Annotated in this window: 12 protein-coding genes and 1 tRNA gene; 3 read left to right on the top strand and 10 right to left on the bottom strand. The window is 54.1% G+C overall.

From position 1 onward, the window contains the following. Positions 1–22: 22 nt before the first annotated feature. From ACTJI9_RS11070 to mepA, 7 genes are all read right to left on the bottom strand, one after another. Positions 23–107 (bottom strand) — tRNA-Leu (locus ACTJI9_RS11070). A gap of 178 nt (positions 108–285) precedes the next feature. Continuing rightward, positions 286–906 (bottom strand): 2,3-bisphosphoglycerate-dependent phosphoglycerate mutase, encoded by a 621-nt coding sequence (locus ACTJI9_RS11065; protein WP_440807963.1) that lies wholly within the window; start codon positions 904–906, stop codon positions 286–288. A gap of 26 nt (positions 907–932) precedes the next feature. Further along, positions 933–1,769, bottom strand: a complete 837-nt coding sequence (gene dapB / locus ACTJI9_RS11060) for a 4-hydroxy-tetrahydrodipicolinate reductase (RefSeq protein WP_115054582.1) — start codon at positions 1,767–1,769, stop codon at positions 933–935. Beyond that, positions 1,766–3,598, bottom strand: coding sequence for an ABC transporter ATP-binding protein (locus tag ACTJI9_RS11055; protein WP_115054801.1), 1,833 nt, complete (start codon positions 3,596–3,598; stop codon positions 1,766–1,768). Before ACTJI9_RS11055 ends, dapB begins: the two co-directional genes overlap by 4 nt. A gap of 177 nt (positions 3,599–3,775) precedes the next feature. Then, positions 3,776–4,804 carry a glucokinase gene (locus ACTJI9_RS11050; protein WP_115054583.1) on the bottom strand — a complete coding sequence of 343 codons (1,029 nt, stop codon included), beginning with the start codon at positions 4,802–4,804 and terminating at the stop codon, positions 3,776–3,778. 15 nt (positions 4,805–4,819) lie between these two features. Then, on the bottom strand, positions 4,820–5,272 hold the full coding sequence (locus ACTJI9_RS11045; RefSeq protein WP_307281711.1) for a methylglyoxal synthase: 453 nt from the start codon (positions 5,270–5,272) through the stop codon (positions 4,820–4,822). Positions 5,273–5,361: 89 nt separating this feature from the next. Then, positions 5,362–6,354, bottom strand: a complete 993-nt coding sequence (mepA, locus tag ACTJI9_RS11040) for a penicillin-insensitive murein endopeptidase (RefSeq protein WP_440807957.1) — start codon at positions 6,352–6,354, stop codon at positions 5,362–5,364. 121 nt (positions 6,355–6,475) lie between these two features. Between mepA and ACTJI9_RS11035 the strand changes: the two genes are divergently transcribed. Then, on the top strand, positions 6,476–7,519 hold the full coding sequence (locus ACTJI9_RS11035; protein ID WP_115054586.1) for a zinc-dependent alcohol dehydrogenase family protein: 1,044 nt from the start codon (positions 6,476–6,478) through the stop codon (positions 7,517–7,519). 9 nt (positions 7,520–7,528) lie between these two features. Here the strand turns inward: ACTJI9_RS11035 and ACTJI9_RS11030 are convergent, their stop codons facing one another. Genes ACTJI9_RS11030 through ACTJI9_RS11020 form a run of 3 tightly spaced genes read right to left on the bottom strand, consistent with a single transcriptional unit; the run spans position 7,529 to position 10,275 of the window. Further along, positions 7,529–8,398, bottom strand: a complete 870-nt coding sequence (locus tag ACTJI9_RS11030; protein WP_115054802.1) for an SDR family NAD(P)-dependent oxidoreductase — start codon at positions 8,396–8,398, stop codon at positions 7,529–7,531. Further along, positions 8,395–9,546: a tRNA epoxyqueuosine(34) reductase QueG gene (gene queG, locus ACTJI9_RS11025; protein ID WP_440807954.1), complete on the bottom strand. Its 1,152-nt coding sequence runs from the start codon at positions 9,544–9,546 to the stop codon at positions 8,395–8,397. The genes ACTJI9_RS11030 and queG overlap by 4 nt, the downstream gene beginning before the upstream one ends. Positions 9,547–9,582: 36 nt before the next feature. Then, on the bottom strand, positions 9,583–10,275 hold the full coding sequence (locus tag ACTJI9_RS11020) for a glutathione S-transferase family protein (RefSeq protein ID WP_115054588.1): 693 nt from the start codon (positions 10,273–10,275) through the stop codon (positions 9,583–9,585). A gap of 261 nt (positions 10,276–10,536) precedes the next feature. Between ACTJI9_RS11020 and ACTJI9_RS11015 the strand changes: the two genes are divergently transcribed. After that, positions 10,537–11,343: an undecaprenyl-diphosphate phosphatase gene (locus ACTJI9_RS11015; protein ID WP_307281727.1), complete on the top strand. Its 807-nt coding sequence runs from the start codon at positions 10,537–10,539 to the stop codon at positions 11,341–11,343. Positions 11,344–11,582: 239 nt separating this feature from the next. After that, positions 11,583–12,611, top strand: coding sequence for a substrate-binding domain-containing protein (locus ACTJI9_RS11010; RefSeq protein ID WP_440807951.1), 1,029 nt, complete (start codon positions 11,583–11,585; stop codon positions 12,609–12,611). The last annotated feature ends 22 nt before the right edge of the window (positions 12,612–12,633 follow it).

Raw genomic sequence — 12,633 nt, 5'->3', positions numbered from 1 at the left:
TGAACGTCTGTGAATTGGAATTTGGTGCCCAGAAGAGGACTCGAACCTCCACGCCTTGCGGCACACGGACCTGAACCGTGCGCGTCTACCAATTCCGCCATCTGGGCAGCGCGTCTCATCTAAGGGGCGCTCAAGAGTCTGTCAATGCATATATTGGCCAATATCGGGCATTCATTGTTAAATTGAATGCCACGACAAGTGTGGGACAATTTCAGAAACGCAATACATGATTCCCGAGCGCTGTTTGCATGGTGAAGCGGCGGAATCGCTCAGCCGCTTGAACGATTACCCTACTAGCACTTCCTTCGATGCGATCGTCGAGTCGGCATTGAGCTTGTAGACAATCGGTACGCCTGTGGCGAGTTCCTGCGCTACGATCTCTTCGCCTGTCAGGCCGTCGAGCGCCATGATCAGCGCGCGCAATGAATTGCCATGCGCAGCCACCAGAACTGTTTCGCCGCGCAGGACGTGGGGTTGAATCTCGTGAAGATAGTACGGCCAAACGCGAGCGCCGGTATCGCGCAGGCTCTCGCCTCCGGGTGGTGGCACGTCATAGGAACGGCGCCAGATATGCACCTGATCTTCGCCCCATTTGGCGCGCGCGTCATCCTTATTGAGACCGGAGAGATCGCCATAATCGCGTTCATTCAAGGCCTGATCGCGGATGGTTTGAAGACCGGTCTGACCAACCTCTTCGAGTATGTGCTGTAGGGTGTTTTGCGCGCGCGAAAGGACGGAAGTGTAAGCAATATCGAATTTCAGACCCTTGGCCTTCAAGCGTTTGCCGGCGTCCTTGGCTTCTTCGTGGCCGAGCTCAGTCAGAGCCGGATCACGCCAGCCTGTGAAAAGATTTTTCAAGTTCCATTCGCTCTGGCCATGGCGAACGAGGACGAGGGTTCCGGACATTCTGAAGACTCCTTTTAAGGCAGTATTTAGTTGGAAATGCTTTGATCGCTGAGGCCAAGCACATCGAGCATGGAGTAAAGACCAGGCTTGCGGCCTTTGCCCCAAAGTGCGGCCTTGATTGCGCCGCGCGCAAAGATAGTGCGGTCCTCCGCATGGTGGGACAGCGTGATGCGCTCGCCTTCACCCGCAAGAATGACAGAGTGGTCACCGACCACCGAGCCGCCGCGCAAGGTGGCGAAACCGATCGTCCCAGTCTGTCGGGGGCCGGTATGTCCGTCGCGCACGCGAACACTGTGCTGGCTAAGGCCGATCTCCCGGCCATCGGCAGCCGCTTCTCCAAGCAGCAGGGCTGTGCCTGATGGCGCATCGACCTTATGTTTGTGGTGCATTTCAAGAATCTCGATATCGAATTCTTCACCGAGTGCTTTTGCTGCCTGTTTGACCAGAACGCCAAGCAGATTGACACCAAGACTCATATTGCCTGATTTGACGACCACTGCATGGCGCGCTGCGGCATCAATCTTAGCATTATCCTCAGCGGAGCAGCCTGTTGTGCCAATCACATGAATGATACGCGCTTGTGCAGCCAATTCGGCAAATTCAATGGTCGCGGCAGGGGTGGTAAAATCAAGCACGCCCTCAACGCCGACAAAAACAGAAAGCGCGTCATCGGTAATTGGAATACCGAGGTGACCAACGCCGGCAAGTTCGCCTGCATCCTGACCGATATGCGGCGAGCCAGAGCGCTCTATGGCACCGGCAAGTGTGGCGCCCGGTGTCGCTTGTATGATGCGAATCAAGGTCTGCCCCATGCGCCCGCCAGCACCGGTTACGGCAAGCTTCATCGGATTTTCTATGCTCATTCCGTTGGTCCCATGCGTTCGGCAGTCTCGTCTTCATCCATAAGAATAATGGGTGACTCATCCTTGCCCTGCAATTGATAGAAGCGCGCGTAAACGCCATTTGGCCGGGCAAGCAAGGTTTCATGAACGCCTTCTTCCACAACCCGTCCCGCTTCCATAACGACAATATGATCCGCGTTGACAATAGTCGAAAGACGATGGGCGATGACGATGGTTGTGCGGCCCTGCATGCTGCGTTCAAGAGCCTGCTGTACGCGCTTTTCGGATTCATTATCGAGCGCTGAAGTGGCCTCATCGAGCAGGAGAATGGACGCATTGCGGACAATGGCGCGCGCGATGGAAAGGCGCTGCCGTTGACCGCCTGAAAGCGTTATACCGTTTTCGCCCACTTCGGTGCCGTAGCTTTGCGGCTGCTTGATAATGAACTCATCGGCATTGGCAAGTTTGGCCGCCTCGATAACCTCTTCATCAGTCGCGTCGGGTCGTCCGTAGCGAATATTGTCGGCAATAGTGCCCTCGAATAAATAGGGTTGCTGCGAGACATAAGCGATGGATTGGCGCAGCGACCGCTTGCTGACATGGGCAATATCCTGGCCGTCAACCAGAATACGTCCACCATCAATATCATAGAAGCGCTGAACGAGACCGATCAGTGTCGATTTACCGGCGCCCGATGCACCGACAATTGCGGTGGTCTTGCCTGCATCTGCGGTGAAGCTGACATTGTGGAGAACCTGAATGCCATTGCCATAACCGAAGCTCACATTATCGAATTGAACCTCGCCATTGGGCACCGTAATCGGCACGGCGCCGATGCTATCTGCCTGACGCGGCTCAATGTCGAGAATTTCATAGATCATGCGGGCGTTAACGAGCGAGCGCTCAAGGCCAACCTGCACACGGGCAAGACGGCGAACCGGGTCATAGGCGAGGAGCACAGCGGTGATAAAGCTGAACATGGCGCCGGGAGGCTGTGCATCATAAACGGCGCGGAAGCCCGTATACATGATCATTGATGCAATGGCTGTACCCGCAATGAGCTCTGTCACGGGAGTCAGCCGCTCGGACACGCGTGAAATCTTATTGGCTCGCTCCTCGGCGCGTGTGATCAATTTGCTGATCTTGCCGCGCAACTGGTCTTCCATGGTGAAAGCCTTGACGATGGCTATCCCTTGCGTAGCCTCTTGCATCGCGCCCAAAAGGTGTGAATTCAGGGTCACTGATTCACGATGAATGACCCGCAGGCGCTTGGTCAGGTAACGGACGGTGAGGAGCACTGGTGGGCCGATCAGCAAAGCGAACAGCGATAGCAGCGGGTCGAGCAGGATCATTGTGCCGACAAGAGCGATCAGGGTTGGAATATCCTTGCCGATTGTCGTGACCACAATATCAAGAAGCTCACGAACGCCACCAATATTCTGATTGATCCGCGCCGCCAGCTGTGCGGAACGCGTATCGTGATAAAAGTCGAGCCCAAGCTTCATAAGATGGTCAAAAATGCGATGCTGGTAACGCGCCACAATGCTGTTACCGACTTTTGCCATCGTTACTGATTGTACATAGGTCGCGACGCCGCGGATAACGAACGCGGCAAGAATGCCGAGGCTGATCGGTATGATGAGGTCTTCGCGGCGCTCATAATAGATTTTGTTGATTACATCCTTAAAGATATAGGCGACAAAAGCGGTACTTAGCGCCACGGCCAGCATTGCGAAAACTGCAACAGTGTATGAAGAGCGGTGCTGCCGGACATTCTCGCCAAGCACCCTGCCGACGACGCGCCTGGCCTCGGTCGGGTCGATTTTGTTCTTCTTGGGTACACCATTCATGACAGGCGGCAACTCGCTGGTACTAAAATGTCAGGCAAACCTCCTTTTGCAGGAAGTTTGCCGCGTGATCTTGTCCCTATAGCGTTATTGCCTCGCCTTGCCTATCGGTTTTGCCCCGTTTGGCGGAATGCGGCGGGCAGTGTTGCCTTGATGCCCCAGAAAGGTTCAGCGAACAGCTCAGCCTTGGCGCCAGCGACGACCCTCAGTAGCAACGCCGAATCGGGCTGGCGTGCGGGCAAATGCAGACAGACCGCTTAAGGCTGCCAGAGGATGCGTGATAATGTAAACCGGTGTTTCGCGTAATATTTGCTGGTGCGGGGCCTTATCTTCAAAAGCTTCGCGGAAGGCCGGATTTTTTAGCGGCTCCACGATCTTTTGAACGATACCACCGGCGAGATATACACCACCGCGCGCCATGAAAGTCAGCGCAAAATCGCCCGCCAGACGGCCGAGATAGGTGACGAAAAGAGCCAGGGTTTCCTTCGCTTCCGGAGATTCACCGGAAAGACCAGCGGCAGTTATGTCGGCAGGCGTTTCAAGCGCTGGTTCCGTTCCACCAACCTTGCAAATGGCGCGATAGATATTCTGCAGTCCGCGCCCGCAAAGCAGTTGTTCGCCGGAAATGCGGCCATCAATATGCTCGATATGAGGGAAAAGTTCGAGATCGCGTTCAGTACGCGGACCCATATCCACATGACCACCTTCACCAGGAACAGGAACCCAGCTTGCGCGAGAACGAACCATGCCGGCAACCCCAAGACCAGTGCCGGGCCCGAGCACCGCACGGCTGCCATGCGGATCACCCGCGCCACCGCCAAGCTTTTCAAGATGCTTTGGCTCAAGCGAAACAACGGCGAGTGCCTGCGCCTCGAAATCGTTGATGACGGTAATGTCCGAGAGGCCAAGTGTCTCCATCATCTGGCGCGGCTTGACGACCCAGGCGCAATTGGTCAGGTCGATCTCGTCACCTTCGACAGGACCAGCAATGGCAAGCACTGCAGAACGTGGCTGGATCGAGGTGTGGTCAAGGATCGCGTTCTGGATAGCTTCATCAATAGTTGAAAAATCGGCAGTTTGCAGAACCGGAAATTCCTTCGGCTCTGCATAGGCATCGACAAGGATTGCGAAGCGCGCATTGGTACCGCCAATATCCCCGACCAGAATCGGAAATTTCATGATGTGGTCGGTATCTGCCTGTGTAACCATTATCGCTTTCCTGTCTTAAATGCCACGCGTGCCTTTATCCCGATCGGACACATGGCGCATCAATGTATTGTCGGCCGCGTCATCCCGTAGCAAGCCTCTTTTTTGTACCAGAACCTCAGCTGTGGCCCGGTTCAATGCCATGGGAATATCGTAAACGCTGGCAAGCCGCATCAGTGCTTTTACATCAACATCGTGTGGCAAAGGTGACAACGGGTCGACGAAAAATATAAGCCCGTCAATTCGTCCTTCCGCAATCAACGCACCGATCTGCTGATCGCCGCCAAGCGGTCCGCTCTTTACGCGGGCGATTGTCAGTGAGGGACACGCTTCCTGTATCAGGCGGCCGGTCGTGCCGGTCGCGACGATGTCACATGGTGCAAGCAAGGCCTCATAATTGCGCGCAAACGCCACCATGTCGTCCTTCTTCTGGTCATGGGCAATCAACGCAAGGCGGAATGGCTGTGTCATCAAAACTCTTTTTCGGGTGGGGCCCTAAATCGATTGAAACTCTATAAACAATTCACGTCGCCGTGAAAAGGGCAGAGCACAAAAAGACCTCAAGGCTTTTGACCGGGAACCGGAACGTCTTCTGGAAAGTCCTGGCTGGTATCTGTAGATGCCTGTGGAACCTTCGCACCAACGCCAAGCGTAACCTCTTCAACCGATTTTGGCCCGGGTGCATTCAATATCTGGGCGCAAAGCTTCGGTAGGTCCGAGAGCATCATGACCTTGGGCTTGACCGGGTTTTTGGGTGGAGGTGCTTTCTTCCACGGCTCATCGGTGAACCACCAGGCCAAAGGTTTGCCGCAGCCATCATCAGTCCCTGTCGGCTCCTGTGCTTTGCATTCGGGAGATCCGGGCTGGCATTTGATGCGCACATGGAAATGATAATAGTGACCCCAATAGGGACGTACTTTGTTCAGCCAGCTACGGTCGCCCTGCACGCCGTCACACAGCTTTTTCTTGATGCCGGGGTGGACAAAAATCCGCTCAACCTCAGGGTAACTCGCAGCGCGTTTCAAAAGAGCCGTGCGACTTGCACTCCATTTATCAGGGTCAACAAAAAGCGTGTCCCCTTGAAGCATGGACTTCGCCTCCACCGTCTCACGTTCCTGATTGGTGAAGCGGCGTTTCGGCATCGGAGTCAGCCAGATATCGGCATCAAGCCCTACCTGATGCGAAGCATGACCGGTCAACATCGGACCGCCACGTGGCTGCGAAATATCGCCAACCAGTAGGCCGGGCCAGCCGTCCTTGGCGAAAGCATCACGGGCTAGCCGTTCCAGAAGGGCGATCATGCGCGGATGGCCCCAATTGCGATTTCGCGACAGACGCATGACCTGCCAGGCCGGTCCATCCACGGGCAATGCAACGCCGCCTGCAAGGCAACCCTTGGCGTAAAAACCGGTTGATTGCGGTGCTCCGAGACTGGGCAATGATTGCGAGCCGAACAAGCGCTTTGCAGGCCCGTCTTCGGCGACAGCATTGAGTGTGCTTGCTAGCGAAACTAATATGCCAACAGCAAAGGAGAGCAGAGTTTTTGATATCATTTTATTGTCCAATGGATGGGAAGCAAAATTGCTTCGGTCATCCGAGCTTTATGATGGCAAGATTCGCATGAAACCCGCAATATGGAAACAAATTTAGGTTTGATTCGGTGGGGTCCGCATTATGAGAGCAGTCATTTTCGAGCAGTTTGGACATCCGCCCCGCGTGCAGAACGTTATGGATCCCGAACCTGCCGCAAGCGGCGTTGTGGTGAAAGTTGAAGCGACCGGACTTTGCCGCAGTGATTGGCATGGCTGGATGGGGCATGATGCGGATATTGTTCTGCCGCACGTGCCAGGACATGAGCTTGCGGGAACAATTGAAGCTATTGGCAAACATGTGACAGGATGGAAAATCGGCCAGCGCGTAACAGTGCCTTTTGTTGGCGGTTGCGGACATTGTTTTGAGTGTAATTCGGGCAATCATCAGGTTTGTGAAAGTCAGTTTCAGCCCGGCTTCACCGCATGGGGCTCTTTCGCGGAATATGTCGCGCTCGACTTCGCCGATACCAATCTTGTCGCCCTGCCGGATTCGCTGGATTTTGCCACGGCGGCAAGTCTTGGCTGCCGATTTGTGACCTCTTTCCGCGCCATTGTCGACCAGGCGAAAGTGAAGCCAGGCGAATGGGTGGCAGTGCATGGATGCGGCGGGGTGGGCCTCTCCGCAATTATGATTGCCACTGCGATGGGCGCGAATGTTGTTGCGGTCGACTTGTCCGAAGAGAAGCTTGCTTTTGCCCGAGAATTAGGGGCTGTCGCTTCTGTCAATGGACGTGAGAAACAAGATGTTATTGGCGTAATCCGAGAGATTACCAAGGGTGGTGCCCATGTTTCCATAGACGCACTGGGGCACCCCACAACATGCTTTAATTCAATCGCGAATCTGCGTCGCCGTGGCCGTCATGTGCAGGTGGGACTAATGCTTGGTGGTCACGCACACTCTCCCATTCCCATGGATAAGGTCATTGCGCATGAGCTTGAAATATATGGCAGCCATGGCATGCAGGCCTTTCGGTATAATGCCCTGATGGACATGCTGGAGACTGGCAAGCTCAAACCTCAAAGATTGATTGGCAAGGAAATCACCTTGGATGACGCGCCAGCGGCCCTGATGGCGATGGACCGCTTTGAAGGCATCGGAATCAATGTAATTACGAGTTTTCGCTAAATGCAGGCGTTAACGCCAGCTGCCGTCTCGCCACATGGCCGCGAAGGCAGTGCCGTAGTCGGGATAGCGGAATGTGAAACCCAAAGACTTGATGCGCTTGTTGGAAACACGCTTGTTCTCGCCATAAAATGAGCGGGCCATCGGCGTCAGTTGTGCTGATTCAAAGTCAGACTCTTCCGGTGGCTCCACGCCCATTAACTCGGCGGCATAGGCGACAACATCCTGGGGCGGAGCCGGTTCGTCATCGGTAATATTGAATATGCCACCCTGGTTGTGCATGCTGAGGAACTGAAGGGCACCGGCAATGTCATCCACATGAATGCGGTTGAAAACCTGCCCGGTTTTGTTGAGACGCCGCGCTGTTCCATTGGTGAGATTGACAAAAGCATTACGCCCCGGTCCGTAAATTCCCGAAAGCCGCAATATTGCCAGCGGAACGCCGCGAGCATCCGCCAAAGCCTGCCAGCTATGCTCCGCATCGACACGCTCAACCGAACGCGTTGAAACCGGGCTACAGGGCGTTGTTTCGTCCACCCAGGCACCGGCATGATTGCCATAGACGCCTACTGTCGATAGATAGCCGATCCATTGCAGCTTTGGCATGGCGCGACGGATCGTCTCTCCGAACAGCGCGATCACGGGATCGCCGGTTTTTGCTGGAGATGTTGAAATAACCAGATGAGTGATGGTTTCCAGCGCGTCTGCAATCTCCTGCGATGCGTGGGTGCCATGGAAAAGGAAAGGCGTGATACCTTCGTTGTCGAGTGTCGCCAACTTCGTTCCGTCACGCGTCGTCCCGCCAATAAACTCGGCTGTGGGAGCAATTGCTCTGGCAAAGGCGCGCGCTGAATAACCGGCACCAAACAGGAAAATCTTCATAGCTGATTGTTCGCGCCATTGTGCCATTCGGTCAAGACGCCAGCATCATTTTCCTTCACTGCGTGGATCAATCTGAGGTTTGAAAAGCTTTCTGCGTTCAGGAGCTGGCTCAAAGCCCACACCGCTGAGCCGCGCACGAGCGGCGAAGGATCGGACAGATGCCGCTTGACCGGTTCTATCAAATTCGGATCATCGGAATTGCCGCAGGCGTTCAATACATTTCGCAGGAAGCGATCGCGACCAATGCGCTTGATAGGTGAGCCTGAGAACAGGGTTCGGAATGTAGGGTCATCCAAGGTCAGCAGGTAAGCAAGAGAGGGCGAGCGAAGATCGTCGCGGGCACGCAGCTTGGACTCGCGTGCAGTTTCAGCAAATTTATTCCACGGACATACGGCAAGACAATCATCGCAACCATAGATACGGTTGCCCATCGCCTTGCGGAACTCGAGTGCGATCGGTTCTTTATGCTCGATAGTGAGATAGGAAATGCACCGGCGTGCGTCGAGCTGATAGGGAGCAGGAAAAGCCGAGGTCGGACAGGTATCGAGACAAGCACGGCACGAGCCGCAGTGGTCCTGCTCTTTGGTGTCTACAGGGAGCATTGCTGTTGTGAAGATGGTGCCTAGAAAGAGCCAGGACCCATGTGTCCGGCTGACCAGATTGGTATGCTTGCCTTGCCAGCCAAGTCCTGCGGCTTCTGCCAGTGGCTTCTCCATGACAGGTGCCGTATCAACGAACACTTTAAGATCTTCGCCAGTGGCCCGCGAGGCAAACCGGCTGGCTACGCCTTTCAACTTGCCCTTTATAATGTCGTGATAATCACGGTTCTGCGCGTAGACGGAAATCGCTGCCTTGTCTTTTTGCTCAAGGATAGTGAGTGGATTGCTGTCGGGGCCGTAATTCATGGCCAGAACAATGATCGAGCGAACTTCCGGCCAAAGAGCTTGCGGACTGCTTCGACGCTCCTCGGTTTCCCGCATCCATTCCATGCTTGCGTGACGCCCAAGCGACAAATATTCGCGCAGCCGCTCTTCAGCTTGTGGGATTGAGTCCGGACTAGTGATCGCGATGACATCGAAGCCAGCAGCCCGCGATTCTTCGATAATGAATTGTTTAAGCCGCTCTTGCTGATTTAGGTTCATTTGCATGACAACCGTGCATGAGAACTTAAATACCCTATAAGATCAAAAATCCAGATCACCATAGTGCGATGCAGGGGGCAAGCCGCGCACGCGGTCCGAAAGAAGCGGGCGGAAGGAGGGTCGGGACTTCATCCGGGTATACCAATCGCGTGCCGCACGATACTCGGCCCATTTTATCTCTCCAAGATAGTCTAGAATGGAGATGGAGGCCGCAGCAGCCATGTCTGCATAGGTCGGTGCAGGTCCAGCCAGCCAATTGCGTGTGGCGGTCAACCAGTCAATATATCTCATATGCTGGGTAATATTTGCCCGGGCGGCGCGGATGGCAGCGCTGTCAGGTGCGCCTCCACCCTGCTCGGCTGTCATATGCAACTTGAAGATGCGTTCACGCGCCATATGCCGTGTCACTTCATTTTCAAACTTGCTCAAGAACCAGTCAACAAGCCGGCGTACCTCTGCGCGATTGAGCGAGTCTTCCGGAAACAAACGGCGGCTGCGTTTTAATGCGCCACGTGTTTCGTCAATATATTCGGCAATCACCGATGCCCCGGCCACAGGCACGTCGCCTTCTGCAAGCAATACGGGCAATGTACCTGCGGGATTGAGCGACAGAAATTCCTTGCGGCGTGCCCAACTGTTTTCCTCGATCAACTGCACTTCAATGTCATATTCATTGAGGATCAGTCGCACATATCGCGAGCCGGTGGACATGGGATGATGAAAAAGCGTCAACATGGCAGATATTCTAAATCTTTCGAACTGGCATTTTGCGGGTCGGCATCGTATTGCGAACATGGCAGACACCGGGCCAATGCTATAGGCGCAACGGCGGCATGAGACAAGTAAACACGATTTAACAGGCGGGCTCTTATCGCTGAATAATTTCTTAAACGAGAATCGGTTAAGACAAAAATTGTGCAGTGTATTCAATTGTAGCGGTGCCCTTTTGGCGGGGCGGGAACCGCAATACGGATTAAGAAAGCGGTAAGCATAAACATGGAAACTCAGACAATTGTCGAAGCGCTTTTCTTGGGATTGCTGGAGGGGCTTACCGAATTCATCCCTGTTTCTTCTACAGGACACCTGCTGCTTGCAGGCCATTTTCTCGGTTTCGAGTCAAATGGTAAGACCTTCGAAGTGCTGATCCAGCTCGGTGCTATCCTTGCTATTCTGACTGTTTACTCCGCACGCCTTCTGAAAATAGCACGTGATTTGCCCAATGATCCGAAGGCCCGGCGTTTTGTAATCGGTGTGCTGATTGCATTTCTGCCCGCCGTTTTCATTGGCGTTCTTGCTCATGGGTTGATCAAGGCAATCCTGTTTGAATCGCCAATGTTGATTTGTACGATGCTGATACTGGGTGGGCTTATCCTTCTATGGGTGGATAGGCTCGACCTGAAGCCACGTTATACGGATGCGATGGATTTTCCATTGCCGCTCTATTTGAAAATCGGCCTTTTCCAGTGCTTTGCCATGATCCCCGGCACGTCGCGTTCTGGCTCGACCATTGTCGGAGCTTTGCTTTTGGGCGCTGATAAGCGTTCGGCGGCTGAGTTCTCGTTCTTTCTTGCCATGCCCACCATGGCAGGCGCTTTTGCCCTCGACCTTTTCAAGAACCGCAATATCCTGACATTTGATGATGTGACGTTGATCGGCGTCGGCTTCCTTGCAGCCTTTATCTCCGCCGTGCTCGTAGTGCGTTATCTGTTGGGTTACGTATCTCGCCACGGTTATGGCCTTTTTGCCTGGTGGCGGCTTGTTGTCGGTACGGTGGGCCTGGTCGCTTTGATATTGATGCGCTAAGTCGCTGCTTTTCCATAGACTGAAGACAGCCAATGGGCGGAATATTTCCGCCCGCCAGAGGTTTTTTGCAAAGTATATGAATTATTATTCACGTGATGAATTTTATTGACAGTCTCTTTTCTTTGAGATTAGTTACCCATGCTGGCATTCGAGGAGGAGTGCCGGTTTTCGCAAAGTAAAGTGGCTGCATTCGAAGCGCCGCGGACAAATGGGAGGGGCTTCGGCCTCGAGGAGGACACTTGCGTACTTTTTTGGGCACGACCGCGATGGCGGTCCTTGCAGCAACATTATTTGCATCGCCAGCCAAGGCTGACACGGAATCGCCGTTTCGCTGCAAGCCGGGCGAAAAATATGTCATGAACGTCATGGTGTCGGGTGTCGAATACTGGTTCCCGGTTTATGAGATGTTCAAGCAGGCAGGCAAGCAGCTTGGCTGCGAGACGGCCTATACCGGAACACCGGAATATGACGTCAACAAGCAGATCGCCAGTTTTGATCAGGCATTGGCACAGAACCCGGCAGGCATTCTGGTTCACCCAATGAACTCGGATCCCTTCATCGAGCCAATCAACCGCGCTATCGGTCAGGGAACGGCAGTCGTGACATTTGCGGCGGACTCGCCATTGTCAAAACGCATATCGTTCATCACTTCGGATAATATTCGTGAAGGCACCTATGCGGCTGATGCCATTGCCAACAAGCTTGGTGGCAAGGGCGAATATGCGGTGCTGGAAAATCCAGGTCAGGATAATCACGACAAGCGTGTAACGGCATTTGTTGACCGCATGAAGGAAAAGTGGCCGGATATGAAATTGGTTGGCCGCGCTGCCTCCAATCAGGACCCGACAAAAGCCTATCAAGGCTTGATGAGTATCGTGCAGGCCAATCCTAATCTTGGTGCAGTGTTCATGCCGGAGGCCAACTCGGCCATCGGCGCAGCCCAGGCAAATAAGGAAAGCGGCGGTAAAATCCTCGTCATGTGCGCGGACGTCAACGCCAATATTCTCGACATGATCAAAGCCGGTGAAGTCTTTGGCTCAATCAACCCCAATCAGGGCATGCAGGGCTATATGGGTTTCATGCTGCTCTGGTTGGCCAAGCATCCGGAACTGATCGATCCTATGAACGATGCCAAGCGGGCAGGGTTCAACCCGATGAGTATTCCATTCGTTGACAATGGTCTGTCCATCGTCACAGCGGAAAATGCGGATGATTTCTTCTGGGACAAGTACCTGAAGCGTCGCGGTACCAAAGGGATCGAGGAGTAGACTTCGCAATCCGCTATCCGGA

It is taken from the genome of Phyllobacterium sp. 22552, assembly GCF_052044585.1.
Classification (GTDB): domain Bacteria; phylum Pseudomonadota; class Alphaproteobacteria; order Rhizobiales; family Rhizobiaceae; genus Phyllobacterium; species Phyllobacterium ifriqiyense.
The sequence above is the reverse complement of the archived record's forward strand: the minus strand, read 5'-3'. Positions and strand labels throughout refer to the sequence as shown.

What these genes read in the sequence shown, in the direction of transcription:
- ACTJI9_RS11020 (WP_115054588.1), bottom strand. Translation starts at nt 10,275, where the DNA reads ATGTTGACGCTTTTTCATCATCCCATGTCCACCGGCTCGCGATATGTG.
- queG (WP_440807954.1), bottom strand. Translation starts at nt 9,546, where the DNA reads ATGCAAATGAACCTAAATCAGCAAGAGCGGCTTAAACAATTCATTATC.
- ACTJI9_RS11035 (WP_115054586.1), top strand. Translation starts at nt 6,476, where the DNA reads ATGAGAGCAGTCATTTTCGAGCAGTTTGGACATCCGCCCCGCGTGCAG.
- dapB (WP_115054582.1), bottom strand. Translation starts at nt 1,769, where the DNA reads ATGAGCATAGAAAATCCGATGAAGCTTGCCGTAACCGGTGCTGGCGGG.
- ACTJI9_RS11050 (WP_115054583.1), bottom strand. Translation starts at nt 4,804, where the DNA reads ATGGTTACACAGGCAGATACCGACCACATCATGAAATTTCCGATTCTG.
- ACTJI9_RS11045 (WP_307281711.1), bottom strand. Translation starts at nt 5,272, where the DNA reads ATGACACAGCCATTCCGCCTTGCGTTGATTGCCCATGACCAGAAGAAG.
- mepA (WP_440807957.1), bottom strand. Translation starts at nt 6,354, where the DNA reads ATGATATCAAAAACTCTGCTCTCCTTTGCTGTTGGCATATTAGTTTCG.
- ACTJI9_RS11065 (WP_440807963.1), bottom strand. Translation starts at nt 906, where the DNA reads ATGTCCGGAACCCTCGTCCTCGTTCGCCATGGCCAGAGCGAATGGAAC.
- ACTJI9_RS11015 (WP_307281727.1), top strand. Translation starts at nt 10,537, where the DNA reads ATGGAAACTCAGACAATTGTCGAAGCGCTTTTCTTGGGATTGCTGGAG.
- ACTJI9_RS11055 (WP_115054801.1), bottom strand. Translation starts at nt 3,598, where the DNA reads ATGAATGGTGTACCCAAGAAGAACAAAATCGACCCGACCGAGGCCAGG.
- ACTJI9_RS11030 (WP_115054802.1), bottom strand. Translation starts at nt 8,398, where the DNA reads ATGAAGATTTTCCTGTTTGGTGCCGGTTATTCAGCGCGCGCCTTTGCC.